Annotated in this window: 22 protein-coding genes; 13 read left to right on the forward strand and 9 right to left on the reverse strand. The window is 61.9% G+C overall.

Annotation, left to right across the window (positions count from 1 at the left end; translation table 11 throughout):
• The first annotated feature begins 41 nt into the window (after positions 1 to 41).
• The gene (locus tag AACW30_RS08355; RefSeq protein ID WP_200624728.1) at positions 42 to 3,149 is read left to right on the forward strand and encodes an autotransporter outer membrane beta-barrel domain-containing protein; all 3,108 of its coding nucleotides are present in this window, start codon (positions 42 to 44) and stop codon (positions 3,147 to 3,149) included.
• Positions 3,150 to 3,277: 128 nt separating this feature from the next.
• A complete protein-coding gene (locus tag AACW30_RS08360) occupies positions 3,278 to 4,708 on the forward strand; it encodes a polyurethane esterase (RefSeq protein WP_200624729.1) in 1,431 nt (476 codons plus the stop codon).
• A 16-nt stretch (positions 4,709 to 4,724) separates the two neighbouring features.
• Here the strand turns inward: AACW30_RS08360 and AACW30_RS08365 are convergent, their stop codons facing one another.
• Positions 4,725 to 4,994 (reverse strand): hypothetical protein, encoded by a 270-nt coding sequence (locus tag AACW30_RS08365; protein ID WP_200624730.1) that lies wholly within the window; start codon positions 4,992 to 4,994, stop codon positions 4,725 to 4,727.
• A 190-nt stretch (positions 4,995 to 5,184) separates the two neighbouring features.
• On the opposite strand from AACW30_RS08365, the gene AACW30_RS08370 reads away from it, so the two are divergent.
• Positions 5,185 to 5,349 carry a hypothetical protein gene (locus tag AACW30_RS08370; RefSeq protein ID WP_164487936.1) on the forward strand — a complete coding sequence of 55 codons (165 nt, stop codon included), beginning with the start codon at positions 5,185 to 5,187 and terminating at the stop codon, positions 5,347 to 5,349.
• Positions 5,350 to 5,389: 40 nt separating this feature from the next.
• On the opposite strand, the gene AACW30_RS08375 is transcribed toward AACW30_RS08370, so the two are convergent.
• Positions 5,390 to 5,614: a YgdI/YgdR family lipoprotein gene (locus AACW30_RS08375; protein WP_106578113.1), complete on the reverse strand. Its 225-nt coding sequence runs from the start codon at positions 5,612 to 5,614 to the stop codon at positions 5,390 to 5,392.
• 188 nt (positions 5,615 to 5,802) lie between these two features.
• On the opposite strand from AACW30_RS08375, the gene AACW30_RS08380 reads away from it, so the two are divergent.
• Complete coding sequence (locus AACW30_RS08380; protein ID WP_106578114.1) at positions 5,803 to 7,449, forward strand: VRR-NUC domain-containing protein; 1,647 nt, start codon at positions 5,803 to 5,805, stop codon at positions 7,447 to 7,449.
• Entirely contained in the window at positions 7,446 to 9,710 is a 2,265-nt protein-coding gene (locus tag AACW30_RS08385) for an ATP-dependent DNA helicase (protein WP_200624731.1), read from the forward strand. The genes AACW30_RS08380 and AACW30_RS08385 overlap by 4 nt, the downstream gene beginning before the upstream one ends.
• Here the strand turns inward: AACW30_RS08385 and AACW30_RS08390 are convergent.
• Positions 9,697 to 10,659 carry an oxidoreductase gene (locus AACW30_RS08390; protein WP_200624732.1) on the reverse strand — a complete coding sequence of 321 codons (963 nt, stop codon included), beginning with the start codon at positions 10,657 to 10,659 and terminating at the stop codon, positions 9,697 to 9,699. The two genes, AACW30_RS08385 and AACW30_RS08390, sit on opposite strands and share 14 nt — an antisense overlap.
• Positions 10,660 to 10,761: 102 nt before the next feature.
• Here AACW30_RS08390 and AACW30_RS08395 point away from each other — a divergent pair, with 102 nt between their 5' ends.
• Together AACW30_RS08395 and AACW30_RS08400 are read left to right on the forward strand one after the other, a co-directional pair.
• The gene (locus AACW30_RS08395; protein ID WP_200624733.1) at positions 10,762 to 11,721 is read left to right on the forward strand and encodes an AraC family transcriptional regulator; all 960 of its coding nucleotides are present in this window, start codon (positions 10,762 to 10,764) and stop codon (positions 11,719 to 11,721) included.
• Positions 11,702 to 12,643: an alpha/beta fold hydrolase gene (locus AACW30_RS08400; protein ID WP_200624734.1), complete on the forward strand. Its 942-nt coding sequence runs from the start codon at positions 11,702 to 11,704 to the stop codon at positions 12,641 to 12,643. Before AACW30_RS08395 ends, AACW30_RS08400 begins: the two co-directional genes overlap by 20 nt.
• On the opposite strand, the gene AACW30_RS08405 is transcribed toward AACW30_RS08400, so the two are convergent.
• The gene (locus AACW30_RS08405) at positions 12,606 to 14,072 is read right to left on the reverse strand and encodes a sensor histidine kinase (RefSeq protein WP_200624735.1); all 1,467 of its coding nucleotides are present in this window, start codon (positions 14,070 to 14,072) and stop codon (positions 12,606 to 12,608) included. The genes AACW30_RS08400 and AACW30_RS08405 overlap by 38 nt on opposite strands.
• Entirely contained in the window at positions 14,069 to 14,779 is a 711-nt protein-coding gene (locus tag AACW30_RS08410; protein ID WP_106578119.1) for a response regulator transcription factor, read from the reverse strand. Before AACW30_RS08410 ends, AACW30_RS08405 begins: the two co-directional genes overlap by 4 nt.
• A gap of 316 nt (positions 14,780 to 15,095) precedes the next feature.
• Here AACW30_RS08410 and msrB point away from each other — a divergent pair, with 316 nt between their 5' ends.
• The 3 genes from msrB to msrA all read left to right on the forward strand — a co-directional run bounded on the left by msrB (position 15,096) and on the right by msrA (position 18,164).
• Complete coding sequence (msrB, locus tag AACW30_RS08415) at positions 15,096 to 15,605, forward strand: peptide-methionine (R)-S-oxide reductase MsrB (protein ID WP_200624736.1); 510 nt, start codon at positions 15,096 to 15,098, stop codon at positions 15,603 to 15,605.
• Positions 15,606 to 15,640: 35 nt separating this feature from the next.
• Positions 15,641 to 17,383 (forward strand): cytochrome c biogenesis protein DipZ, encoded by a 1,743-nt coding sequence (locus tag AACW30_RS08420; RefSeq protein WP_200624737.1) that lies wholly within the window; start codon positions 15,641 to 15,643, stop codon positions 17,381 to 17,383.
• A gap of 85 nt (positions 17,384 to 17,468) precedes the next feature.
• Positions 17,469 to 18,164: a peptide-methionine (S)-S-oxide reductase MsrA gene (gene msrA / locus AACW30_RS08425; protein WP_200624738.1), complete on the forward strand. Its 696-nt coding sequence runs from the start codon at positions 17,469 to 17,471 to the stop codon at positions 18,162 to 18,164.
• Between the two features lie 108 nt (positions 18,165 to 18,272).
• On the opposite strand, the gene AACW30_RS08430 is transcribed toward msrA, so the two are convergent.
• The 3 genes from AACW30_RS08430 to AACW30_RS08440 all read right to left on the reverse strand — a co-directional run bounded on the left by AACW30_RS08430 (position 18,273) and on the right by AACW30_RS08440 (position 21,168).
• A complete protein-coding gene (locus AACW30_RS08430) occupies positions 18,273 to 18,701 on the reverse strand; it encodes a nuclear transport factor 2 family protein (RefSeq protein ID WP_179677514.1) in 429 nt (142 codons plus the stop codon).
• A 104-nt stretch (positions 18,702 to 18,805) separates the two neighbouring features.
• Positions 18,806 to 19,756 carry an alpha-E domain-containing protein gene (locus AACW30_RS08435; RefSeq protein ID WP_200624739.1) on the reverse strand — a complete coding sequence of 317 codons (951 nt, stop codon included), beginning with the start codon at positions 19,754 to 19,756 and terminating at the stop codon, positions 18,806 to 18,808.
• Positions 19,757 to 19,758: 2 nt separating this feature from the next.
• Positions 19,759 to 21,168 carry a circularly permuted type 2 ATP-grasp protein gene (locus tag AACW30_RS08440; RefSeq protein WP_106578125.1) on the reverse strand — a complete coding sequence of 470 codons (1,410 nt, stop codon included), beginning with the start codon at positions 21,166 to 21,168 and terminating at the stop codon, positions 19,759 to 19,761.
• A 451-nt stretch (positions 21,169 to 21,619) separates the two neighbouring features.
• On the opposite strand from AACW30_RS08440, the gene AACW30_RS08445 reads away from it, so the two are divergent.
• The 3 genes from AACW30_RS08445 (at position 21,620) to AACW30_RS08455 (ending at position 22,619) form a co-directional block, all read left to right on the forward strand.
• Positions 21,620 to 22,165: a hypothetical protein gene (locus tag AACW30_RS08445; protein WP_106578126.1), complete on the forward strand. Its 546-nt coding sequence runs from the start codon at positions 21,620 to 21,622 to the stop codon at positions 22,163 to 22,165.
• Positions 22,166 to 22,260: 95 nt separating this feature from the next.
• Entirely contained in the window at positions 22,261 to 22,473 is a 213-nt protein-coding gene (locus tag AACW30_RS08450) for a hypothetical protein (protein WP_119740552.1), read from the forward strand.
• A gap of 11 nt (positions 22,474 to 22,484) precedes the next feature.
• A complete protein-coding gene (locus tag AACW30_RS08455; RefSeq protein WP_267911442.1) occupies positions 22,485 to 22,619 on the forward strand; it encodes a hypothetical protein in 135 nt (44 codons plus the stop codon).
• Here the strand turns inward: AACW30_RS08455 and AACW30_RS08460 are convergent.
• Positions 22,610 to 23,977, reverse strand: coding sequence for a cation:proton antiporter (locus AACW30_RS08460; RefSeq protein ID WP_119740550.1), 1,368 nt, complete (start codon positions 23,975 to 23,977; stop codon positions 22,610 to 22,612). The two genes, AACW30_RS08455 and AACW30_RS08460, sit on opposite strands and share 10 nt — an antisense overlap.
• Between the last annotated feature and the right edge of the window lie 16 nt (positions 23,978 to 23,993).

Here is a 23,993-nt window from a genome sequence, read left to right on the forward strand (position 1 = left end):
TGATTCACATACCGGCAATAAGAAAACTAAGGAAGGTCACCGTGAACAAACGCAAGTCAGGGTTAATCACCGCCACTCACACCGGCCCGGGTTACCCGCTCAAGGCCTTGAGCTGCGTGCCATACGGCGCGTTGCTGTGCTGCCTGGCAAGCCTGGGAACCGCCCAGGCCGCACCCTATGTGGAAGCGGGCAAGCTGGGCGACGCGGCCAGTTGGCGCAGCAATGAATTCAAGGCCGACTGGGGCCTGGGCGCGGTGCACGCAGATGCCGCCTACGCCGCGGGCTACACCGGCAAGGGCGTCAAGCTGGGGATCTTCGACCAGCCGGTGTACGCGCAGCACCCGGAATTCGACAGCCCCGGCAAGGTGGTGACCATTGTCACCGAAGGCATTCGCCAATACACCGACCCCTACATTCCGGTGAAGGCGGGCGATGCGTTCCGTTATGACGGCACGCCATCCAAAGACTCCAACGGCAAGCTGGGTAACCACGGCACCCACGTCGGCGGCATTGCCGCGGGTAATCGCGATGGTGGGCCGATGCATGGCGTGGCGTTCAATGCGCAAATCCTCAGCGCCGAAAACGGCGACCCGGGCCCGGAAGACGGGATCATCCTCGGCAACGACGGCGCGGTGTACAAAGCCGGTTGGGATGGGCTGGTCGCCAATGGCGCGCGCATCATCAACAACAGCTGGGGCATCGGCATCGGTGACCAGTACGCCAAGGGCGGCCGCGATCCGGCATTCCCCAACTTCACGGTCAATGAAGCGCAGGCGCAGTTCAACGTTATCCGGCCGATCCTCGGCACGCTTGCCGGCGGGGCTTATCAAGGCGCAATCGACGCGGCCCGCAGTGGTGTGCTGACCATCTTTGCCGCCGGTAACGACTACAACCGCAACAACCCGGATGCGATGTCGGGCCTGGCCTACTTCGTGCCGGACATTGCGCCAAACTGGCTGTCGGTGGCGGCCTTGCAGCAAAACCCGGACACCGCCAGCGCTGATCCTTATGTGATCAGTACGTTCTCGTCGCGCTGCGGGTATGCGGCAAGCTTTTGCGTGTCGGCGCCGGGCACCAAGATCTTCAGCTCGATCATCAACGGCACCGATCTGTCAAACCTCACCACCGACTGGGCCAATAAAAATGGCACTTCCATGGCCGCACCCCACGTGGCCGGCGCTGCGGCGGTGTTGATGGAACGCTTCCCGTACATGAGCGGCGACCAGGTCTCCACCGTGCTCAAAACCACCGCCACCGACCTCGGCGCGCCAGGCATCGACGCGCTGTACGGCTGGGGCATGATCAACCTGGGCAAGGCGGTCAACGGCCCGGGAATGTTCATTACCGGCGCTGATATCCCGGCCGAGTTTCGCATCGACGGTGCGTATGGCGACGGGCAGTTCGTGGCGAATTTGCCAGGGATCGGCGCCGTGGTGGATGCCGGCAAACCGACCCAGCGTCTGTGCACCGACGTGCACTGCGGGCTGGACGTGTGGAGCAACAACATCTCCGGTCACGGCGGCCTGACCAAGCAGGGCATCGGCGCATTGGTGCTGACCGGCAACAACACCTACAGCGGCCCGACCCTGGTCAATCAGGGCTTGCTGGCGATCAATGGCTCGGTTACCTCCGACGTCACAGTGAGCCAGAGCGGCGTGGTCGGTGGCTCGGGGCGTATTGGCTCGCTGTCCGCGAAAAGCGGCGGCACCGTGGCGCCGGGTAATTCCATCGGCACGCTGAATGTGGCTGGCAATGTCACCTTCGACGCGGGCTCGACCTATGCGGTCGAGTTGTCGCCGACCAGCAGCGATCGGATCGTCGCCGGTGGCACGGCCACACTCAATGGCGGCACCGTGACCCTGGCCCTGGAAAACAGCCCGACACTGCTGACAAACGCGCAGGCCCAGAGCCTGATCGGTCGCCAGTACAACATCCTGCAAGCCGCGGGTGGGGTTACCGGTAGCTTCGGTGCGGTTCTGCCCAACTACCTGTTTATCGGAGGCACGTTGAACTATGCCGCCAACGGTGTGCAGTTGGATGTGGCGCGTACCAACAGCTTCGCCAGTGTGGCCGTTACGCCCAACCAACGTGCGGTCGCCGCGGCGGCAGACCAGTTGGGCGCGGGCAACGCGGTGTACGAAAGCCTGTTGCTGGCACCGACGGCGGCCTCGGCGCAGGGCGCGTTCCAGCAACTGTCCGGCGAAATCTACCCGGCGTTGCAGAGCGCGCTGGTCAACGACAGCCGCTACGTGCGTGAAGCCGTGGGCGAGCGCTTGCGCAATGGCGAGATGGGCGCTACCAGCGAAACCCTCGAAAGCCGTGGCAACGTGTGGGTCAAGGCCCTGGGCGCCTGGGGCAAAACCGACAGCCGCACCGACACGGCGGGCTACACCACGTCGCTGGGCGGCATGCTTGTGGGCGTTGACGGTGCGTTGGACGAGGCGACCCGGATAGGTCTGGTCGCCGGCTACAGCGACACCTCGTTGAACATGGGCAACGACACCCACTCACGTGCCTCGGTCGACAGCTACCACTTTGGCGCCTACGCCGGGCATGAGATCGGTGCCTTGCGTTTGAGCGGGGGAGCGACCTACAGCTGGCATCGCGCCGATGTGAAGCGCGACCTGCAGTACGGTGATGTGGCCGGCAAGCAGAAAGTCAAAGTGGACGCGAGCAGCACGCAGGTGTTTGGCGAAGCGGCTTACCGCGTCAATCTGCAACCGCTGGCCCTGGAGCCCTTCGCCAACCTGGCTTACGTGCACCTGGACACCGATGGCTTTACCGAAAAAGGTGACGCCGCCGCGCTCAAGGGCCACGACGACAGCCGCGATGTGGTGTTGAGCACCCTGGGCATGCGTGCATTGAAGACCTTCAATGTGAACGATCACCAGCAACTGGAGGTGTCCGGCACCCTGGGCTGGCAGCACAACCTGAGCAGCACCGATTCCGAGCAGCACCTGGCGTTCGCGTCGGGCAGCCCGTCGTTCGCGGTCGAGAGTGCGCCGATGGTGCGCGATGCCGCGCTGGTGGGCGCGCGGGTGAGCCTGGCCTTGAGCAAAGAGGCGCGGGTGAACTTTGACTACAACGGCCTGCTGGCCAGCAAGGACAAAGTGCACGGTGTGGGGCTGAGCCTCGACTGGGCGTTCTAAAGGTTTCATAACCTTTGCATGCGGGCCAGGTGTCCGGTGGGTGCACGCCAGCTCCCACCGGACACCTGGCCCGTCGCTGAAACGTGTTTTCGCTTTCTCTACAAATCCAACAACAGAGAGGCACTACCATGGGTATCTTTGACTATAAAAACCTTGGCACCGAGGGCTCCAAAACGTTGTTCGCCGATGCCATGGCGATCACGTTGTATTCCTATCACAACCTGGATAACGGCTTTGCCGTGGGCTACCAGCACAACGGGTTGGGCTTGGGGCTACCGGCCACGCTGGTCGGTGCGCTGCTCGGCAGCACGGATTCCCAGGGCGTGATCCCTGGCATCCCGTGGAATCCGGATTCGGAAAAAGCCGCCCTTGAGGCGGTGCAGAAAGCCGGTTGGACACCGATCAGCGCCAGTGCCCTGGGCTACGCCGGCAAGGTCGATGCACGTGGCACCTTCTTTGGGGAAAAAGCTGGCTACACCACGGCCCAGGTCGAGGTACTCGGCAAATACGATGACGCCGGCAAGCTGCTCGAAATCGGCATCGGTTTTCGTGGCACTTCGGGGCCACGGGAAACCTTGATCAGCGACTCGATCGGCGACTTGATCAGCGATCTGCTCGCGGCCCTGGGGCCCAAGGATTACGCGAAAAATTACGCCGGCGAAGCCTTCGGCGGCTTGCTCAAGAATGTTGCCGACTACGCCGGTGCCCATGGCCTGACCGGCAAGGATGTGGTGGTCAGCGGCCACAGCCTGGGCGGGCTGGCGGTCAACAGCATGGCGGACTTGAGCAACAACAAATGGGCGGGGTTCTACAAGGACGCCAACTATGTTGCCTATGCCTCGCCGACCCAGAGTGCCGGCGACAAGGTGCTCAATATCGGTTACGAAAACGACCCGGTGTTCCGCGCGCTGGACGGCTCGTCGTTTAACCTGTCGTCGCTGGGCGTGCACGACAAACCCCACGAGTCCACCACCGATAACATCGTCAGCTTCAACGACCACTACGCCTCGACGCTGTGGAATGTGCTGCCGTTTTCCATCGTCAACCTGCCCACCTGGGTCTCGCATTTGCCGACGGCGTACGGCGATGGCATGACGCGCATCCTCGAGTCCGGCTTCTACGACCAGATGACCCGTGACTCCACGGTGATTGTTGCCAACCTGTCCGATCCGGCGCGGGCCAACACCTGGGTGCAGGACCTCAACCGCAATGCCGAGCCCCACAAGGGCAACACGTTCATCATCGGCAGCGACGGCAACGACCTGATCCAGGGCGGCAAAGGTGCGGACTTCATCGAGGGTGGCAAAGGCAACGACACGATCCGCGACAACAGCGGGCACAACACCTTTTTGTTCAGCGGCCACTTTGGCAATGATCGCGTGATTGGCTACCAGCCCACCGACAAACTGGTGTTCAAGGACGTGCAAGGCAGCACCGACCTGCGTGACCACGCGAAGGTGGTTGGCGCCGATACGGTGCTTACGTTTGGGGCCGACTCGGTGACGCTGGTCGGCGTGGGGCATGGCGGGCTGTGGACGGAGGGCGTGGTGATCGGCTGATTACTCACGCAACCGATCAGTACCAGTGCTGCCCCCGCCAGCCACCGCCCCAATTGGGCCGGTGGGGGTAGCCATAGCCATAACCGTAATAGTGATGTGGGTAGTAGTAAGGGCGTGGCGCATAGCCCCAATGCCCGTAATAAACCGGTGGCGGTGGTTGCACCACGATCACCCGCGGTGGCTGGCGAATGATGAGGGTGTCGGCGAATGCTGGCGCGCAGGCCAGGGCCGCCAGGGTCAGGGGAATCAGTAAAAGAGCGCGTACCGTGCGGGACATGAGTGCCATGGCCGTCGTTCCTCCGTTGTGCCGCGTTCGAAAATAAAAGCGGCTTATCGGTTAAACGCCCAGGCGGGGAAAATCCTTCGGTAAATAAATCTTCATTGATCAGCGGCGCAGCCTTGCGACGGATTAAGTGCGCCTGACGCGTTTAATCAGCACCTGCGAGATGTTTCGCGCGTCATGTGAGGAGCTGAGCATGTCCCGACTTCGATTGCTGCTGTGCGCCTTGGTACTGCTGGGGCTGGGCGGGTGTGCGGTGTACCCGGCCTATCCGGGCCCATGCTGCTACCGGCCGTACTACCACTCGTACTATTACCATCCCTACTATCACCCGTATTACCACCCGTACTACCGGTACTGAACCTGCAACAAAAAGCCCCGCATCTGCGGGGCTTTTTTTATCAGTTTTCCTTGCGTACCGTCGCTACGTCATCGGCCTTGACGCGCACATGCTTGCCAGCGATGTCGGTGAACTCGTAGAAGCCATCGGCCGTCTTGGTTTTAGGGGTGTCCTTGGTCAGATACTGCGTACCATTTTGCAATGTCACCACGGTTTGCGTTGAGCAACCGGCCAAAAGCAGAAAAGTGAGTGCAACCAGCGGCAGACCCAAATTCTTCATGTTCATAACCCTTACCTTTAACCCTGAAAAGTCCCGCAGCCTATGGGTGCGGGCCGTAAATGTTACGCCATCAACTGAGCTATCTGATCCTTTTTATTAGAAAAGTTGCGTGCGCCATTTATCTATTACCGATTGCAACAACGGGTGCGCGACGGCACTCTGTATGCATAACCAGTATTTGATCAGCGCGCGACATGGCCAACCCCCTCGAAAATCCCTTGTATTACCTGCACAACTTCCGCCAAGTCCTGCACTGGCTGGTGCAGCGCTATGCAGATTTGCTTGATGCGGACGAACAGCATTTCATTCAGCAATTTGACAGGTTGCCGCAAGCGTCACAGGCGCTGCTGGTGCGAATGGTCATGCGCAAGGGCGTGCATTTTCGCGCAAGCAAGCTCAATTACCTCGAGATTGGTTGCACACGTTCGGCCGCCCTGGCGCTGATTGAGCAGGGTTGGGTCGATGATCAAGGCGCGCTGTGCGTTGAAGAGCTGTTCGCCGTGCTGCAAAAAGGCGAAGTCCTTGCTGCCTTCAAACCCTGGATTGATCAACCCAAAGCCAAGAAAGCCGACTGGCTGGCGCCATTGACGCAGCATTTTACGCAGCAGCGCAGCTTTGCCCAGTGGTGCCCGGACCTGAGCGATGCACTGTACAGCCTCACTGTGATGGACCTGTGCGACCGCTTGCGCCTGATGTTCTTTGGCAATCTGCACCAAGACTGGTCAGAGTTCGTGCTGGCCGACCTTGGCATCTACACCTACGAAAAAGTCGAGTTCTGCGCCGAGTCCCGCGGCCTGCGCACCCGTGACGACGTCGTCGGTTTTCTATTTCTGCATCAATGCCAGCAGGCCTTTGAAGCGGGGGAAGCACTGGACGGCGTACTCGCGCAAATCGCTACGCTGTGCACCGATAACCCGTGGCTGGAAAAGCGTCGCGCCAAGCTGTTGTTCCAGATCGGCCAGTACTGCGAACGCAGCGCCGAACTGGACCTGGCGCAACGGATTTACCGCCAATGCGCCTATCCCGGCGCCCGCTCACGCCTGATTCGCGTGCTGGAGCGCCAGGAGGATTACCCGCAAGCCATGGCCCTGGCGTGCGCCGCGCAACAGGCTCCGGAAAGCGCCGCCGAGCAGCAACACCTGCTGCGCGTGCTGCCACGCCTGCGGCGCAAGCTGGGGGAGCCGGCGTTGCCCAAGGCCAAGCCGCGGCCCGTCACGCGTCTGGATCTGGCGCTGGAGGTGCCGCAGCCGCTGATGTCAGTGGAGTACTGCGTGCAGGCGCACCTCAGTGAGCCCGATGCGCCGGTGCATTACGTCGAGAATGGCCTGATCAACTCCCTGTTCGGTCTGTTGTGCTGGGAGGCGATTTTTGCACCGCTGCCCGGCTCGTTTTTCCACCCGTTCCAGCGCGGGCCGGTGGACTTGCACAGTGAGGATTTCCATCAGCGCCGCGCGCCGTTGTTCGCGGCATGTTTCGAGCAGCTTGGCGATGAGCGTTACAAGGCCACCATCCGCCAGCGTTACGTCGACAAATGGGGCATCCAGTCGCCTTTTGTGTTCTGGAACCTGCTCAGTGAAGACCTGCTGCAGCAAGCATTGGACTGCTTGCCCGCCGAACACCTGCGCTACTGGTTTGAACGCTTGCTGCTGGACATCCGCGCCAACCGCGCTGGCATGCCGGACCTGATCCAGTTCTGGCCCGCCCAAAAGACTTACCGCATGATCGAGGTCAAGGGCCCCGGCGACCGCCTGCAGGATAACCAGCTGCGCTGGCTGGAGTTCTGTGGCGAGTACCAGATGCCGGTCACCGTCTGTTATGTGCGCTGGGCGCAATCAGCTTGAGCTACAGCGTTGCGGTGCGTGCGCTGTGTGAATTCACGGCCAAGGTCGGCGACCTCGACCTGCGCTTCACGCCGTCGCCCAGCGCCCAGGAAGGTATCGTCGGCCACCGCACCGTGGCGTCGCGGCGCAGCGCGCACTACCAGAACGAAGTCGCGCTGGAAGGCCAATACCAACAGCTCACAGTACGGGGCAGGGCGGACGGCTACGACCCGGACAGCAATCGCCTGGAAGAAGTGAAAACCTATCGCGGCGACCTCGACGCCCAGCCCACCAACCACCGTCAACTGCATTGGGCGCAGGTCAAGGTATACGGCTGGTTGATGTGCCAGAAGCTTGGCCTTGGTGAAATCGACCTGGCACTGGTGTACTTCGACATCGTCGGCGAGGGCGAAACCCTGCTCAACCAGCGCTTTGAAGCGGCCGACCTTGAACGGTTCTTCAACCAACAGTGCGCGTTGTTCCTGGGCTGGGCCCAACTGGAAATGCAGCACCGCGACGCGCGCAACAGCGCCGCCCAGCGCCTGGCATTCCCCCACGCCGACTTTCGCCCCGGCCAGCGCGCCCTGGCAGAGTCGGTCTACAAAGCCGTCAGTACCGGCCGTTGCCTGATGGCGCAGGCGCCCACTGGCATCGGCAAAACCGTCGGCACGATCTTTCCGCTGCTCAAGGCCCTGGCGCCGCAGCAGCTGGACAAGGTGTTTTTTCTTACCGCCAAGACGCCGGGCCGCAAGCTGGCCCTGGACGCCGCCCAAGTCCTCAACGACAGCAGCCCCGATTTGCCCCTGCGCGTGCTCGAACTGGTGGCGCGGGACAAGGCCTGCGAACACCTGGACAAAGCCTGCCATGGCGATTCCTGCCCGTTGGCCAAAGGCTTTTACGATCGTCTGCCGGCCGCGCGCACGGCCGCGTCCAAGGTGCGCCTGCTGGACCAGCGCAACCTGCGCGACGTGGCGCTGGCCCATGACGTTTGCCCGTATTACCTGAGCCAGGAAATGGCGCGTTGGACCGACCTGGTGGTGGCCGACTACAACTACTATTTCGACTTTGGCGCCATGCTGTTCGGCCTGGCCCAGTTGAACCAATGGCGCGCCGCCGTGCTGGTGGACGAAGCCCACAACCTGGTAGAGCGCGCGCGTTCGATGTACAGCGCCAGCCTCGACCAATACAGCCTCAAGACCCTGCGTGACAGCGCACCCGAGCCGCTGAAGAAACCCTTGCAACGTCTGAACCGCGAATGGAACGCCCTGCACAAGGACCAGCTCGCGCCGTACCAGGCCTACGCCAACAAACCCGAAAAACTGCTGCAGGCGCTGAGCCTCTGCGCCAGCGCCTTGGGCGACTACTTCAACGATCACCCCGAAGCCCTCAGCGGCGACCTGCAGGCGTTTTATTTCGAAGCGCTGCAATTTGCCAAAGTTGCCGAACTGTTCAACGAACACTTCATCTTTGATATCAGCAAGCGCCAGTTCGGTGGCAAGCGCAGTGCTTCAACCCTGTGCCTGCGCAATGTGGTGCCGGCCGAATTCATTCGGCCCAGGCTGACCGCCGCGCGCAGCAGCGTGCTGTTTTCCGCGACCCTGAGCCCACGCCACTATTACGCCGACTTGCTCGGTCTGCCAGCGGATACTGCCTGGATCGACGTGGAATCGCCGTTCAAGGCCGAGCAATTGCAGGTGCGTATCGTCGACGCGATCTCCACACGGTTTGTGCACCGCCAAGCCTCGCTGGAACCGATCGTGGAGCTCATCGCCGAGCAATTCGCGCAACGGCCCGGCAATTACCTGGCGTTTTTCTCAAGCTTCGATTACCTGCAGCAGGTGGCGCAGTTAATGGCCGAGCGCCACCCGCAGGTGGCGCTGTGGTTGCAGTCACGCGGCATGGCCGAGGCCGAACGCCAGGGTTTTCTCAACCAGTTTACCCAGCACAGCCAAGGCATCGGCTTTGCCGTGCTGGGCGGTGCGTTTGGCGAAGGCATTGATTTGCCCGGCGCACGTTTGATTGGCGCCTTCATCGCCACCCTGGGTTTGCCGCAACTGAACCCGATCAACGAACAGATGAAAGCGCGCATGGCGTCGATCTTCGGGTCCGGTTACGACTACACCTACCTGTACCCCGGCATTCAGAAAGTGGTGCAGGCGGCGGGGCGCGTGATTCGCAGCCAGCAGGATGAGGGCGTGGTGATGTTGATTGACGACCGCTTTGGCGATGCGCGCGTTCGCCAATTGTTGCCGCGCTGGTGGGCGCCCGTCACTCAAGCGTGATGCCGCTCAGTTGTTCGCTCAGCGCCCAGAGTTTTTCGGCTTGCTCCGGATCGATGGCCCAGGCGTGAACGCCGCTGCGCTGGGTGTGATCTTCAGTGGGTGTTGCGACTTCACAGTCCTCGCAGTACAGGCCGCCCATGCCGTCAAGTTGCGGGCTGACGCCACACCACACCAGCGTCGCGGCGCCTTGTGCGGGGCTTTTGTAATGGCTGGCCGCACGCACAGTGCCGTGTTCATCCAGCGCGCCGACGAACGCCAAGTCCTTTTTGTCCAGATAGCGAACCAGGTCAGTAAGAATTTCGCCGGGGTGCACTGAAAAGGCACGCACGTGGTGGGCCTCGCCACGTGTGTCCAGCGCCACCGCAAACAGTGCGTTGGCGGTTTTTGATTGCCCGTAGGCCAGCCATTTGTCATAAGCGCGCCGGTCAAACTGCGGGTCTTCGAAGTGAAGGGGGCTCAGGCGATGACCCAGAGACGACACCGACACTACGCGCGCACCGTTAGCCTTGCACAAGGACGGCCACAGCCGGGCGGTCAGTTGAAAGTGGCCGAGGTGGTTGGTGGCGAACTGTGCTTCCAGGCCTGCGGCGCTTCTGTGCAACGGCGTGGCCATGATCCCGGCGCTATTGATCAGCAGGTCCAATGGCCGCCCGGACGCAATAAACCCTTGGGCAAAGCGCTCAATTGACGCCGCGTCGATCAGGTCCAGGCGGGCGTGTTCAACGCCCTGTATGCCGTGCAGATTGCGCTGCGCCTTTTGCACATCACGCGCCGGGACGATCACCTGTGCCCCGGCACTTGCAAGGGCGCGAGTGGCCTCCAGGCCAATTCCGGAGTATCCGCCGGTGACGATGGCTGTCATTGCGCGCAAGTCTTTAGCGGCCAGTGCTTGCAGCGCGGTGGTACTGGCATCAAAACCACTGTTGAGGGGGGCTTGTTTGCGCGTCATAGCGGTTCTCCGTTTGGGGTAGGGCTATGTTCTTCGTTGAAGGTCGGACGCGGAATACCCTAAAGTCCGTGTTTCTATCGCGATCGTCCGGAGCTTTTTAGTATGGATACGCTCTCCGAGGTATTGGCCCTCTTGAAAAGCCACCGCACGTTGTTCGCGGGCTTGAAGGCCGGCGGCACGTGGGCGGTGAATTTTCCGGCGCCGCAGGGCATCAAGTTCAATGCCGTGGTGGAGGGCAATTGTTGGCTGGAAGTGAAGGGCGAGCCGGTGCCCATCGCCTTGAACGAGGGCGATTGTTTTTTACTGACACACAACCGCCCATGGAGATTGTCCAGCAACCTTGCACCGGAGGGCGTTGACGCGCGTGACGTTTACCGCGAGGCGGTGGGCGGCATCGCCCGCGTGGGCGACGCGCAGGATTTGTTTCTGATCGGCGGGCTGTTCACCTACGGCGATGAGGCGCGTTTGTTGCTCGATGGGTTGCCGCCAGTGGTGCGTATCAGCGCCAGGTCCGAACAGGCCGGTGTGTTGCGCTGGTGTCTGGAGCGGCTGGCCCTGGAATATGCCGGCCCAAGACTCGGCGCGGCACTGATGACCGAGCATTTGGCGCAAATGATGCTGGTGCAAATCCTGCGGCTCTATCAATCTTCCCTGGGTGCCAGCACTCGAGGCTGGTTGGCAGCCTTGACCGACCCACGGTTGGCACCGGTACTTGCGCAAGTGCACGCCGAACCGGCGCGGCGCTGGACCTTGAGTGACATGGCCGGTATTGCCAATCAGTCCCGTTCGACGTTTGCCTTGCGCTTCAAGCAGCAGGTCGGGATGGCCCCTCAGGAGTACCTGACCCGTTGGCGCATGCACTTGGCGATAAAGGCCTTGAACACCTCCGGCAGCAGTGTGTCCAGCATCGGCCAGGCGTTGGGGTACCAGTCGGACAGCGCCTTCAGCAGCGCATTCAAGCGTCAGATGAAGTGCACCCCACGCGAATACCGCGAGCGCTCCCTGCATAACCTTCACACCATCGATCACAAGGAAGCCCGTGATGAGCGCTATCCAGCATGACAAGGTTCAGGTCAACGGTATTGAGTTGAGCGTCCACATCGCCGGGCCCGAGCAAGGCCAGCCGATTTGGCTGCTGCACGGGTTTCCCGAGTGCTGGCACTCTTGGCGAGAGCAGATTCCCGCGCTGGCCGGCGCCGGTTATCGGGTGTTCGCGCCCGAAATGCGCGGCTATGGCGAATCGAGTTCGCCTGCCGAGGTCGCCGATTACGAATTACTGACCTTGTGCGCCGATATTCAGCAGGCCATGGACCATTTCGGTCATCACCAGGTGGTGATGGTCGGCCACGACTGGGGCGCCGTGGTGGCCTGGCATCTGGCGTTACTGGAGCCTGCGCGGGTCAGCCGCTTGATCACGATGTCGGTGCCGTTTGCCGGACGTGCGCGGCGCCCGGTGATCGAGATCATGCGCGAGCTGTACGCCGATCGCTTCAACTACATCCTGTATTTTCAGGCACCGGGCGTAGCCGAGCGGGAGCTGGATGCCGACATCGAACGCACGTTGCGGCTGTTCATGCAGGATCAGGACGTGTTCCTGCAGAAAAAGCCAGCCAACGCCACTTTGTTCGACGGCGTCTCGGCCCCCGGTGCATTGCCAACGTGGTGCACTCAAGTGGACATGGACGTTTACGTGCACACCTTCAGCAAGTGCGGTTTTCGTGGCCCGCTGAACTGGTATCGCAACTTTGAGCGCAATTGGCAGCGCACCGAGTTCCTCGCCGGCCAGCCCGTGCTGCAACCCACATTATTCTTGATTGGCGACCGTGATCCGGTTGGCGTGTTTGAAGCTCACACCCTCAAGCGCATGCCCGACGCAGTGCCCAACCTGCAACAGCAGGTGTTGGCCAACTGCGGTCACTGGATCCAGAACGAACAGGCCGAGCGGGTCAACGCGCTGATGCTCGCGTTTCTAGCGAGAACCTGAAGGTCGCACCATGGCCTGGGCGCTCCACCAATTGAATGTCGCGCCCGTGCAATTGCAGGATACGGTGCACGATGCGCAGGCCCAGGCCGCCATCGCGGCGCGCGCCGCCGATGGTGAAAGCGCGCAGGAACAAGCCTTCGCGCAGCGGCGCGTCGATGCCTGGGCCGCTGTCGCTGACGGTGACCGCCACACAAGTAGCCTCGGGTGCCAGGATCACTTCGACTTCGCCGTTTACCGGTGTATGCCGCAGGGCGTTGTCGAGCAGGTTGGTCAATACACGTTCGATCAGGCCCAGGTCGGCCAGTACGGTCGGCACCTGTGGCGGCAGCGTGGCGGTGAGCGTAATGGAGCGGGCTTCGGCGGTGAGTTCGAATTTCTGGAAGATGTCTTGCACCAGGTCGGGCAGGGAAAAGCCTTCGATCACGGGCTGCACAAAACCATGTTCCAGGCGCACCAGCTCCAGCAGTGACTGGGCCAACCCGCCCACCTTGCGGCTTTGGTCGAGGGCGATGCCCAGGTAGCGGCGGCGCTCGTCGGGGCTGAGGCTGGCGTCCTTGAGGGACAGGGTTTCCAGGTAGCCGTGCAGCGACGCCAACGGCGTGCGCAGGTCATGGGAAATATTCGCGACCATTTCCCGGCGTTCCTGGTCCTGATGGGTGATGGCGCGCCATTGTTCGCCCAGGCGGTTTTCCATTTGTACGAAGGCATGGTCGAGCACCGCGATTTCATCGCCGCTGTCGAGTTCGGGGGTATTGATTTGCGTGGGTTTGGGGGCGCCGTTGATGTCGAACCGGCCCACCTTGTCGGTGAGCTGGCGCAGCGGTCGGGTGATCCAGGCAAAGGCGATCAAGCCGGCCAACAGGCAGAGCAGGGCGACTAGCCCGATGGACCACAAGGCAATCTTCAGCGCCATGCCCGTCGCGTCTTTGGCGTCGTACACATCATGGGCTTCGCCCAGCAGCACCACGTACAGGAAGCCGGTTTGCTGGCCGTTGGCCTTGAGCGGCGCCGCGCTGAATACCTTGCGCCCATCGACGCTGCGCGGGTCATCGCCGAGGATCGGCAGCATCGCGCCGCTGAGGAATCGGCGCACCGGTGCGAGGTCGACCTTGTCGCGCAGCAAGTGCCCGCTGGGCGCGGCATTCCCGACCACACGTCCGTCAATATCGAGCAAGTACACCTCGACACTCGGGTTGACCAGCATCAACTGGCTGAACAGGTTGCGTACCGCCTCGGGCTTGAGGCCGTCGGCGTCCATCAGTTGAGTGTCGCGAGCAATATGCGCAGCCAGGTCGCGGGACAGGCCTTGCACCACTTCCAGTTCATGCATGCGGTTGGAGCGCACCTGCAGCCATGCCGAGGTGCCGCTGCAGATCACCAGCAGCACGGCGAACACCACCGACAGGCGCTGGGTCAGGGTCAGTTTCATGATGCATTCTCGGCAAACTTGTAGCCCCGGCCCCACACCGTGAGGATGAGCACCGGGTTGGCCGGGTCGGCTTCGACTTTGGCGCGCAGCCGGTTGATATGCGTGTTCACGGTGTGTTCATAGCCTTCGTGGCTGTAGCCCCACACCGCGTTGAGCAGGTCCATGCGCGAAAACACCTTGCCCGGCTGGCGGGCGAAGAAATACAGCAGGTCGAACTCGCGCGGCGTGAGGTCCAGGCGCTGGCCTTGCAGGGTCGCGTCGCGGGTCAGCGGGTTGATGAACAGCTGGCCAAGGTCGAGGCTGCCGGCGTCCATTTTCAAATTGCGCGCCATTGCATCCACGCGGCGCAGCAGCGCCTTGACCCGTGCGACCAGTTCAGGCATCGAAAACGGCTTGGCCAGGTAATCGTCGGCGCCCAGCTCCAGCCCAAGGATGCGGTGCAACTCGCTGGAGCGCGCGCTGGTGATGATGATCGGGGTGTAGCGTGTCATGGCGCGGGCGCGCCGGCAGATCTCCAGGCCATCGACGCCGGGCAGCATCAAGTCGAGGATCAGCGCATCCCAGCCGCCCTGTTCGAGCAGGTGCAGGCCTTCATTGCCGTCGGCGCTGTGCACCACCTCAAACTGCTCGTCGCGCAGGTGCAGGCAGATCAAGTCGGCAATATGGGCATCGTCCTCGACCACCAGGACACGTTTGGGCTGATCCATGCTGAAAACCTTCGCTTGTAGTTCGCGCATTGTGCGGGTTTTGCAACAGTGTAGTTATCACGAATTGTTTAACTCTGCGTGAGGATTTCGCGACCGCCCAGGGCCCAGGATGACCTCAATGCAAGGGCGCTGGTTATGACACGACAGGTTTTTGTGGCGAGCCAGATCCCCGTGGCGAGCGGGCTTGCCCCGCGTCGGGCTGCGCAGCGGCCCCAAAAAAAGCGGGCGCTACGCACTCCAACGCGGGGCAAGCCCGCTCGCCACACCAAACCCTCCAGCCAGACGATCAGCGCCAGTCATCCATGAGGAAAATCCCATGTATTCACGCCGACAAATACTGCTAGCCACCGGCGGCCTGGGTGTCGCCGTCCTGGCCGGCGGCCTGCTCAAACAGCTCAAACAGCTCAACCTGGTCACCGACGCCGAAGCCGCGGAAACCTTCGAGGTCAACCACACCGAGGCCCAGTGGCGCAGCCTGCTCAGCGCCGAGCAATTCGACATTCTGCGCGAGGAGGGCACCGAACGGCCTTACACCAGCCCGCTCAACGATGAGCACCGCACAGGCACTTTCGCCTGCGCCGGCTGTGCGCTGCCTTTGTTCTCCTCGGCCACCAAGTTCGACAGCCACACCGGTTGGCCAAGCTTCTGGCAGCCACTGGACAACGCGGTCGCCAGCCACGTCGACACCTCCTTTGGCGTGGTGCGCAAGGAAATTCACTGCCGCCGCTGTGGTGGCCACCAAGGGCACGTCTTCGACGATGGCCCTGCACCCACCGGCCTACGCTATTGCATGAACGGCGCGGCCATGACGTTCACGGCGGCTTAAGCCGATGTTTATCAATACTTATAAGGGACGATCCCATGTGGCTTCTGGTTCTCGCGTATCTGGGCGGCGTGCTGACAATTGTCAGCCCGTGCATCCTGCCTGTTCTGCCTTTTGTCTTCGCTCGCACCGGGCAGCCGTTTATGCGCAGTGGCTTGCCGCTGTTGGCGGGGATGGCGGTGACGTTCGCCCTGGTGGCCTCGCTGGCGGCAGTGGGCGGCGGTTGGGTGGTGCAAGTCAATCAATACGGGCGCTGGCTCGCGTTGCTGTGCGTTGCCCTGTTCGGACTCACGCTGTTGCTGCCGCAATTGTCGGAGCGCCTGACGCGGCCCTTGGTGGCCGCCGGCAGTCGCCTGTCCGAAGCCGCTGGAGCCGACGCCAAACCGCGTCCGGGCGCCTCGTTCCTGATCGGCGTGGCCACCGGTTTGCTCTGGGCTCCCTGCGCCGGGCCCATCCTCGGGTTGGTACTGACCGGCGCGGCACTGCAGGGCGCCAGCATCGGCACGACCTTGCTGTTACTGGCCTACGCCGCCGGTGCTGCGACGTCACTGGCGCTGGCGCTGCTGGTCGGCGGTAAAGTCTTTGGCTTGATGAAAAAGTCGCTCGGCGCCGGCGAATGGCTGCGCCGCGGTCTGGGTGCACTGATGTTGGTCGGCGTGGCCGCCATCGCGCTGGGCCTGGACACCGGGGTGCTGTCGCGCTTGTCGACAGCCTCCACCGGCGGCCTGGAACAAAGCCTGGTTAACACACTCAGCGCCAAGCCCGAACAGAACAGCGGCGCGATGATGGCGGCGGCCAACCACAGCGATTCGCTGCCCATCGAAGGGGCTTTGCCGGCGCTGGACGGCGCGGTGCAGTGGCTCAACAGCCCGCCACTGAGCGCCGAAGCGCTCAAAGGCAAAGTGGTGCTGGTGGATTTCTGGACCTACTCCTGCATCAACTGCCTGCGCAGCTTGCCGTATGTCAAAGCCTGGGCCGAGAAATACCATGACCAGGGCCTGGTGGTGATTGGCGTACACGCCCCGGAGTTCGCCTTTGAGCGCGACGTGAGCAACGTCACCAAGGCCATGAAGGATCTGGGCATCACCTACCCGGTGGCGATCGACAACAACTATAAAATCTGGCGCGCCTTCAACAACCAGTACTGGCCGGCGCACTACTTTGCCGATGCCAAGGGCCAGATTCGCTATCACCACTTTGGTGAGGGCGATTACGCCGAGTCCGAACGCGTCATTCAACAACTGCTGCGTGAGGCTGGCGCGACCAACGTCGCCGGTGGCTTGATCGAAGCCGACGCCAAGGGCGTGCAGCAAGCGCCGGACATGAACGAGGTGCAATCGCCGGAAACCTACCTGGGCTTCCAGCGTGCGGAAAACTTCGTCACCACCGGCACCCTGAGCACCGACACCGTGGTGAATTACCCGGCAGCCGGCACTCTGGCGCTGAACAACTGGACCCTGGAAGGCCGATGGAATGTCGGCGGCCAGCAAGCCACCCTCGACCAGGCTGGCGGGCGCATCGTCTACCGCTTCCATGCCCGTGACCTGCACCTGGTGCTGGGCCCGGGTGCCGATGGCAAGCCGGTGCGTTTCAAGGTGACGATTGACGGCCAAGCGCCGGGCAATGCCCACGGCACGGATGTGGCGCCCGATGGCAGCGGCACGGTGACCGAGCAACGCCTGTATCAGCTCGTGCGCCAGCCTGCCGGGGTCAAGGACCGCACCTTCAGCATCGAATTTCTCGACCCGCACGTGGCGGCTTATGCCTTCACCTTCGGCTGACCCATCAATCTTGAAGTGAAAACCCAATCAATGTGGGAGCAGGCCAGCCAGCTCCCACACTCGACCGCGCTCTGGAGTGAGTTTTATGAGGCTTCTCAAAATTTTACCCGCATTGGCCTTCGCCACCTTCGTCGGTCAAAGCTCGGCCTTTTCTTTCGGCGCCTCCGATGACGCGGTGATGATCGCGCCGCCCGCGCTGGACCTGCCGGCCGAGTCCGGCAACCTGCAAACCGCGGTGTTTGCCGGTGGCTGTTTCTGGGGCGTGCAAGGGGTGTTCCAGCATGTACAGGGCGTGAAAAACGCCGTGTCCGGCTACGACGGCGGCGCGGTCAACACGGCGCAGTACGAGTCGGTCAGCGAGGGCGACACCGGCCACGCCGAGTCGGTGTCGGTGACCTACGATCCGAGCAAGGTCAGCTACGGCAAGCTGCTGCAGATCTACTTCTCGGTGGCCCACAACCCCACCGAACTCAACCGCCAGGGCCCGGACAGTGGCACCCAGTACCGCTCGGAGATTTTCGCGCAAAATGCCGAGCAGCAAAAAGTCGCCCAGGCCTACATCGCGCAGCTCGACGCTGCCAAGGCCTTCGACAAGCCGATCGTGACCAAAGTGGAGATGGGCAAGGCGTTTTACCCCGCCGAGTCTTATCACCAGGACTTCCTCACCGAGAACCCGTCCTACCCCTACATCGTGATCAATGACCTGCCGAAAGTGGCGCAGCTGAAAAAACTGTTCCCGGACCAATACCGCGCAGAACCCGTACTGGTAAAAAACCAATAACCGACGCAAAACCAATGTGGGAGCGGGCTGGCCCGCGATGGCGGTGGTTCAGTCACCATCGATGCAACTGAACCACCACTATCGCGGGCCAGCCCGCTCCCACATTTTTTAACCTTTGGTTTTTGCCAGATAAGGCGCCAACCGCCGCCCCATCTCTTCCCCCAACGCCTGCAACCCGCTCAGCGGCCGCACCATCACTTCAAACTCGACGATTTGCCCCGACTCATTAAAACGAATCAGGTCAATCCCCTTGAGTTGCTTGTCGCCCACCCGCGCGCTGAACTCCAGCACCACACTGAGCCCGTCGGCCGTGGCCAGTTCACGGTGGTACTTGAAGTCTTCAAACACCGTGATCACGGTGTTCAGAATCATCGACACCACGGGCGCGCCAGGGTAGGGCGTGTGGGCCATGGGTGAGCGGAAGACGGCATCAGGCGCCAGCAGTTCGGGCAGCGATTGCAGATCGCGCCCGGCCAGCATCGCGTGCCAGCGTTGCAACGTCTGAGCGGCGGCGGGGGTCAGTGTCAGTTCGGACATGCGCTGTACCTGTTCTGGGGATGGGAAGGCCTTTCACCTGCCCAACATAAGAGCGGCACCTGAGCAGGGTCAATCACCCGAACTGACAGTTAAGTGACTGCAACTCACACCACTTCCAGGTACGAGCTATGAATCGCCCGTGCCAGCTCACGCACCGTGTCGATAAAGTCCGTCAGGCGGCTGTGCAAGCCGTCCTCCAGAATCTCGTCGATCCCGGTATAGCGCAGGCGCGCCTCGAATTCCGCCGCCAGGCGCTGCGCCGTGCGCCCATAGCTGCCGGGCAAGCCCGCGAGGATATGGCTCAGCTCCTCGATACACGCATGCAACGAACGCGGCACGTCACTGCGCAGCAGCAGCAACTCCGATACCGAGCGCGCATTCAAGGCATTCGGGTACAGCTCGGTGTAGGCCTCAAACGACGACAACGCCCGCAGCAGGGCGCTCCACTGGTAATAGCCGCGTGCCGACAAGTCGCTGACTTCTTCCGACTCCTCGCCAAACATCTCATAGCGCGCGTCCAGCAAGCGCAAGGTGTTGTCCGCGCGCTCGACGAAGGTGCCCAGGCGTATAAACCGGTAGGCGTCATTGCGCATGATGGTGCCGGACGTCGCGCCGCGGAACAGGTGCGAACGCTGCTTGACCCAGTCACAGAAGTGGCTGATGCCGTGCCGCGCCAGGCCACCGGCGGCGATGCTGCGCATTTCCAGCCAGGTGGCGTTAAGGTTTTCCCACATGTCGGCGGTAATGCGTCCGCGTACCGCGTGGGCGTTGCCCCGCGCGGCACGCAGGCAGTTGTAGATGCTGGCGGGGTTTTCTTCGTCGAGGGCGAAGAAGTGCAGCATGAGCGTCGCGTCCAGTTGTTTGTGACGCTCCAGGTAATTCTCCAGGGTGCCGCTGCTGAGCAACGCCATCGCCAGTTCGTCCAGCCCATCGCTGTGCCCGGCCTGGGGCATCAGCGACAGCGAGTAACTGACTTCAAGCATGCGCGCCAGGTTTTCGGCGCGTTCCAGGTAACGCGACATCCAGTACAGATCTGCGGCGGTTCTACTCAGCATACTCAGCCCTCCACCACCCAGGTGTCCTTGGTTCCGCCGCCTTGCGACGAGTTGACGATCAACGAGCCTTCCTTCAATGCCACGCGGGTCAGGCCGCCGGGCACCAGGCGGGTTTCCTTGCCCGAGAGCACGAACGGGCGCAGGTCGATATGCCGCGGCGCAATGCCGTTTTCGACGAAGGTGGGGCAGGTGGACAGGCTCAGGGTCGGTTGGGCGATGTAGGCGTGGGGACGTGCCTTGATGCGTTGGCGGAAGTCCTCGATTTCGGCGGCGGTGGAGGCCGGGCCGACCAGCATGCCGTAGCCGCCCGAGCCCTGGGTTTCCTTGACCACCAATTCCGGCAAGTGGGCGAGCACGTGGGACAGTTCATCCGGCTTGCGGCACTGGAAGGTCGGCACGTTTTGCAGAATCGGCTCTTCGTCCAGGTAGAAACGGATCATCTGCGGCACGTACGGGTAAATCGACTTGTCATCGGCCACGCCGGTGCCAATCGCATTGGCCAGCACCACATTGCCGGCGCAATAGGCGGCAACCAGCCCCGGCACGCCGAGCATCGAATCGGGATTGAAGGCCTTGGGGTCGAGGAAGGCGTCGTCGATTCGCCGGTAAATCACATCCACCGGCTTGGGCCCGTCGGTGGTGCGCATGAACACCTTGAGGTCGTGCACGAACAGGTCGGCGCCTTCGACCAGTTCCACGCCCATTTCTCGGGCGAGGAAGGCGTGTTCGAAGAAGGCGCTGTTGAAGCGGCCCGGGGTCAGCACTACCACGTTGGGGTTGTCGAGGCGGCTGGAACTTTTCAGGGTCTTGAGCAGCAGGTTGGGGTAGTGGTCCACCGGCGCGATGCGCTGCTTGGCGAACACTTCCGGGAACAGGCGCATCATCATCTTGCGGTCTTCAAGCATGTAGCTCACGCCGCTGGGGGTGCGCAGGTTGTCTTCGAGCACGTAGTAGGTGCCGTCGCCGTCGCGCACCAGGTCAACCCCGGAAATGTGCGAGTAGATGTCGCGGTGCAGGTCCAGCCCGACCATCGCCTTCTGATAACCCTCGTTGCCCAGCACCTGTTCGGCGGGAATGATCCCGGCCTTGATGATGCGTTGGTCGTGATAGATGTCGGCCAGGAACATGTTCAGCGCATTGACGCGCTGGATACAGCCGCGTTCGATCACGCTCCATTCAGTGGCGGGGATGCTGCGGGGAATGATGTCGAAGGGGATCAGGCGCTCGGTGTCCTGCTCGTCGCCGTAGAGGGTGAAGGTGATCCCGGCGCGGTGGAACAGCAAATCGGCTTCGCGGCGCCTTTGCGCCAGCAGTTCCGGCGGCGTGTTGGCCAGCCAGCGGGAGAAATCCTGATAATGCGCACGGCACACGCCATGTGCGTCATTCATTTCATCAAAGAAAGATCGAGCCATTCCAGTACCTTGTCAGTGCCCAGGGGTGCTTGGGTGGCACTGCCGCTTTAAAAAACGCATTTTTTTATGAGCCCGTGGCTGATCGTGCCAACAGGCCTGGTCCTTACTTTCTTATGGGGTCGGCTCTGGGTCGGGGGGTAACGAATGCTCCTGAATCCGGGCAGATGAATGGATAAAGCAATGCGTGTGCCGGAACCGGGGATTGTGTTGATTTAATCCTGCGGCGAGCGGGCTGATGGTGGCAGCGGGGCGTGCTGTGGCCAGCCACCTCGCCCCGCGTTGGGCTGCGCCGTGGCCCCCAGGGAAAGCAGGCGCGCTGCGCACGCCAACGCGGGGCAAGCCCGCTCACTACAAGGGTGCAGGGCCTGTTCCACAATGGTGCATGAACAAACTTGAACTTCACCGCTGCCTGATTCTTCTAATGAGACTCGCAATCTTGTGGAGCACCGTCGTGCCCAGAATCATCTCCCCGAACACCCCCGAAGCAGCGCTGGACGATCACAGTGAACACAACGCCAAGATTTTTGGTTCGCCCAAGGACCGACTTGACTTCTATCGCCGCGAGATCCAGTACGAAACCTCCATCCTGGCCAACCGCACCGACGCCTACCTGACGGCGCAGTCGTTTCTGGTCATCGCGTTTGTCTCCGGCATGGGCAACCTGAACCCGGAATGGGGCAAGTTTTTCACCCTGATCGTGCCGGTGTTCCTGGCCTCGCTGGGTGTGCTCAGTTCCCTGAATGCCTGGCCGGGGATCCGTGCCGCGTACGAAATCATCGACCACTGGCACTACAAACAAAGCGAATTGCTGCGCAGCGAGCCGGTCATGGGCATGGCCTATGACGATTCGCCGCTGTTTTGCGAAACCGAGTCGTCGCACAAGGGCTATCGCAAGTCGCTGCTGTTTTCCATGCGCGCGCCGTGGCTGTTCATGGTGTTCTGGCTGTTGCTGGGCGTCTACGCGTTCTACATCCAGATCGATAACCCTGTGTCTTGAGCACTGCTGCTTAAATCATCGGAACTTCATCGTCCTGCGCGGGACCTTACCTTTACGCAGGATGTGTTTTCCGAAACTGCGAAGAGGTGACCCCGATGAACACAAGCAACGATCCGCAAGTCAGCAACCGCAACGACCCGGCCATTGATGGTGGAGAGCCGGCGCCGGGTACTGGCGCCGACGCGCCTAAAGACCCCAAGCCTGCCAGCGATCCAAAAGCCAAGGAAAACGACTACAGCCCCGACTTCAAGCCTGAGCCCGAAGCCAAGCCTGAGACGGATGCCGATATCGATACCCAAGGCGGTTAGAGGAGACGGTCATGTCAGAACAAGACGACGAAGAACTCAACGACCCGGGCAACGAAGACCCGGGCTCATTGATGGATGATGCAAAAGTGCCGCTGAACGATCTGGATGACGCGGCCGATGTAGGTCATACCGAAAATCAGGACTGAGCTGCAATCTTTTGAGCTTTCACCTTGGCACGTCGTTCATACCAGACCAGCATCGGCTGGGTACTCAGGCCATGAACGACGATGCTCAAGGCGATCACCGACACCGTAAGGTTCACCGCCACCGCACTGCTGGTGCCGATCAACCCATGGTTGAGCGCGTAGAACAGGTAGTAGATGCTGCCGATCCCGCGAATGCCGAACCAGCCCATCAAGCCACGCTGCCGATAGTCGATCAGGCTGCCCCAGGGCACGGCCAGCACACTCGCCGGCCGAATCACGCAAAACAACAGCGCTGCCACCGGCAGTGCGCGCCAGTCCCAATGACTGACCAGAATGATCCCCAGCAGCGTCACCAGGAAAACCTCCATCGAGCGCTCCACCAGGCTGCCGAATGACAGCATGTCGCCCATCATCACGCCGGCGGCGATCTGCGTGTCTTGCAGTTCACTGACATCACCTTGGAGCGCGCGCGCAGGTTCCACCTCCAGATGGCCCACCACCGGCAATGCCAAATGCTCGGAGGGTGTCTGCGAATTGCCCGTGGACCTGAACTCTGCCTGGCGCAAGCCGAGCCCGGCGGCGAACACCGACAAAAAGCCGTATCCGCCCACCGCCTCGGCCGCCACGTAGGCCAGGGCGATCAACGCCAGCGTCAGGTAATCGTTGGGTGACAAGGTGCTGTCTTCATTGGTGATGCGCATCCACAAGGTCACGCGGCCGATGCCCCGGCCCATCCAGTAGCCGATCAGCAACCCGGCCGGTACGGCCCACAGCAGGTTTTTCAGGGCCCAGCCGCCCAGCCAGTCACCGTCAAAGCCGCCGTGCTGCATGAATAACAGCGCAAAGATCACAAACGGAAACGCCGTGCCATCGTTCAAGCCGGCCTCGCCCGACAGGCCAAAACGCAGCGCGTCGTAGTCCTGCGCATTGTTGACCTGAACCAGGCCGGCCAGCACCGGGTCGGTCGGCGCAAGAATGGCACCGACCAGCAGCGAAACGCCCCAGGAAAGCCCGAACAGGTAATGCAGCGCGAGGCCACTGCCCAGGATAGTCAGCAACATCACCGGGCCTGCCATGCCAAACGCAATGCGCCAGGTGCGATGCCGCAATGGCAGGCGCAGCTTCAAGCCGCTGACGAACAGCGAAAACAGCACCGCCACTTCCGTCAAGTGCTCCATCCAGCGTGCGGAAGCCTTGATGTCCATCTGCAGCAGGTCCATGCCCAGCGGGCCGATGGCGATGCCCAGCAACAGGCAGACTGCCGAGGTCGTCACCGGCATCCAGCGCAGGTAGGAGGAGGTGAGGGCGAGGGTCAGCAATACCGCGCCGAGTACGGCCAACCAAAGAATAAAAGTCATCGAACGTGCACCGTGG

This window comes from Pseudomonas sp. MF6747 (assembly GCF_963890955.1).
Taxonomy (GTDB): Bacteria; Pseudomonadota; Gammaproteobacteria; order Pseudomonadales; family Pseudomonadaceae; genus Aquipseudomonas.

Coding starts and splice junctions, on each gene's coding strand:
- AACW30_RS08360 (WP_200624729.1), top strand. CDS start 3,278: ATGGGTATCTTTGACTATAAAAACCTTGGCACCGAGGGCTCCAAAACG.
- AACW30_RS08365 (WP_200624730.1), bottom strand. CDS start 4,994: ATGGCACTCATGTCCCGCACGGTACGCGCTCTTTTACTGATTCCCCTG.
- AACW30_RS08370 (WP_164487936.1), top strand. CDS start 5,185: ATGTCCCGACTTCGATTGCTGCTGTGCGCCTTGGTACTGCTGGGGCTG.
- AACW30_RS08375 (WP_106578113.1), bottom strand. CDS start 5,614: ATGAACATGAAGAATTTGGGTCTGCCGCTGGTTGCACTCACTTTTCTG.
- AACW30_RS08380 (WP_106578114.1), top strand. CDS start 5,803: ATGGCCAACCCCCTCGAAAATCCCTTGTATTACCTGCACAACTTCCGC.
- AACW30_RS08390 (WP_200624732.1), bottom strand. CDS start 10,659: ATGACGCGCAAACAAGCCCCCCTCAACAGTGGTTTTGATGCCAGTACC.
- AACW30_RS08395 (WP_200624733.1), top strand. CDS start 10,762: ATGGATACGCTCTCCGAGGTATTGGCCCTCTTGAAAAGCCACCGCACG.
- AACW30_RS08400 (WP_200624734.1), top strand. CDS start 11,702: ATGAGCGCTATCCAGCATGACAAGGTTCAGGTCAACGGTATTGAGTTG.
- AACW30_RS08405 (WP_200624735.1), bottom strand. CDS start 14,072: ATGAAACTGACCCTGACCCAGCGCCTGTCGGTGGTGTTCGCCGTGCTG.
- AACW30_RS08410 (WP_106578119.1), bottom strand. CDS start 14,779: ATGGATCAGCCCAAACGTGTCCTGGTGGTCGAGGACGATGCCCATATT.
- msrB (WP_200624736.1), top strand. CDS start 15,096: ATGTATTCACGCCGACAAATACTGCTAGCCACCGGCGGCCTGGGTGTC.
- AACW30_RS08420 (WP_200624737.1), top strand. CDS start 15,641: ATGTGGCTTCTGGTTCTCGCGTATCTGGGCGGCGTGCTGACAATTGTC.
- msrA (WP_200624738.1), top strand. CDS start 17,469: ATGAGGCTTCTCAAAATTTTACCCGCATTGGCCTTCGCCACCTTCGTC.
- AACW30_RS08430 (WP_179677514.1), bottom strand. CDS start 18,701: ATGTCCGAACTGACACTGACCCCCGCCGCCGCTCAGACGTTGCAACGC.
- AACW30_RS08435 (WP_200624739.1), bottom strand. CDS start 19,756: ATGCTGAGTAGAACCGCCGCAGATCTGTACTGGATGTCGCGTTACCTG.
- AACW30_RS08440 (WP_106578125.1), bottom strand. CDS start 21,168: ATGGCTCGATCTTTCTTTGATGAAATGAATGACGCACATGGCGTGTGC.
- AACW30_RS08450 (WP_119740552.1), top strand. CDS start 22,261: ATGAACACAAGCAACGATCCGCAAGTCAGCAACCGCAACGACCCGGCC.
- AACW30_RS08455 (WP_267911442.1), top strand. CDS start 22,485: ATGTCAGAACAAGACGACGAAGAACTCAACGACCCGGGCAACGAAGAC.
- AACW30_RS08460 (WP_119740550.1), bottom strand. CDS start 23,977: ATGACTTTTATTCTTTGGTTGGCCGTACTCGGCGCGGTATTGCTGACC.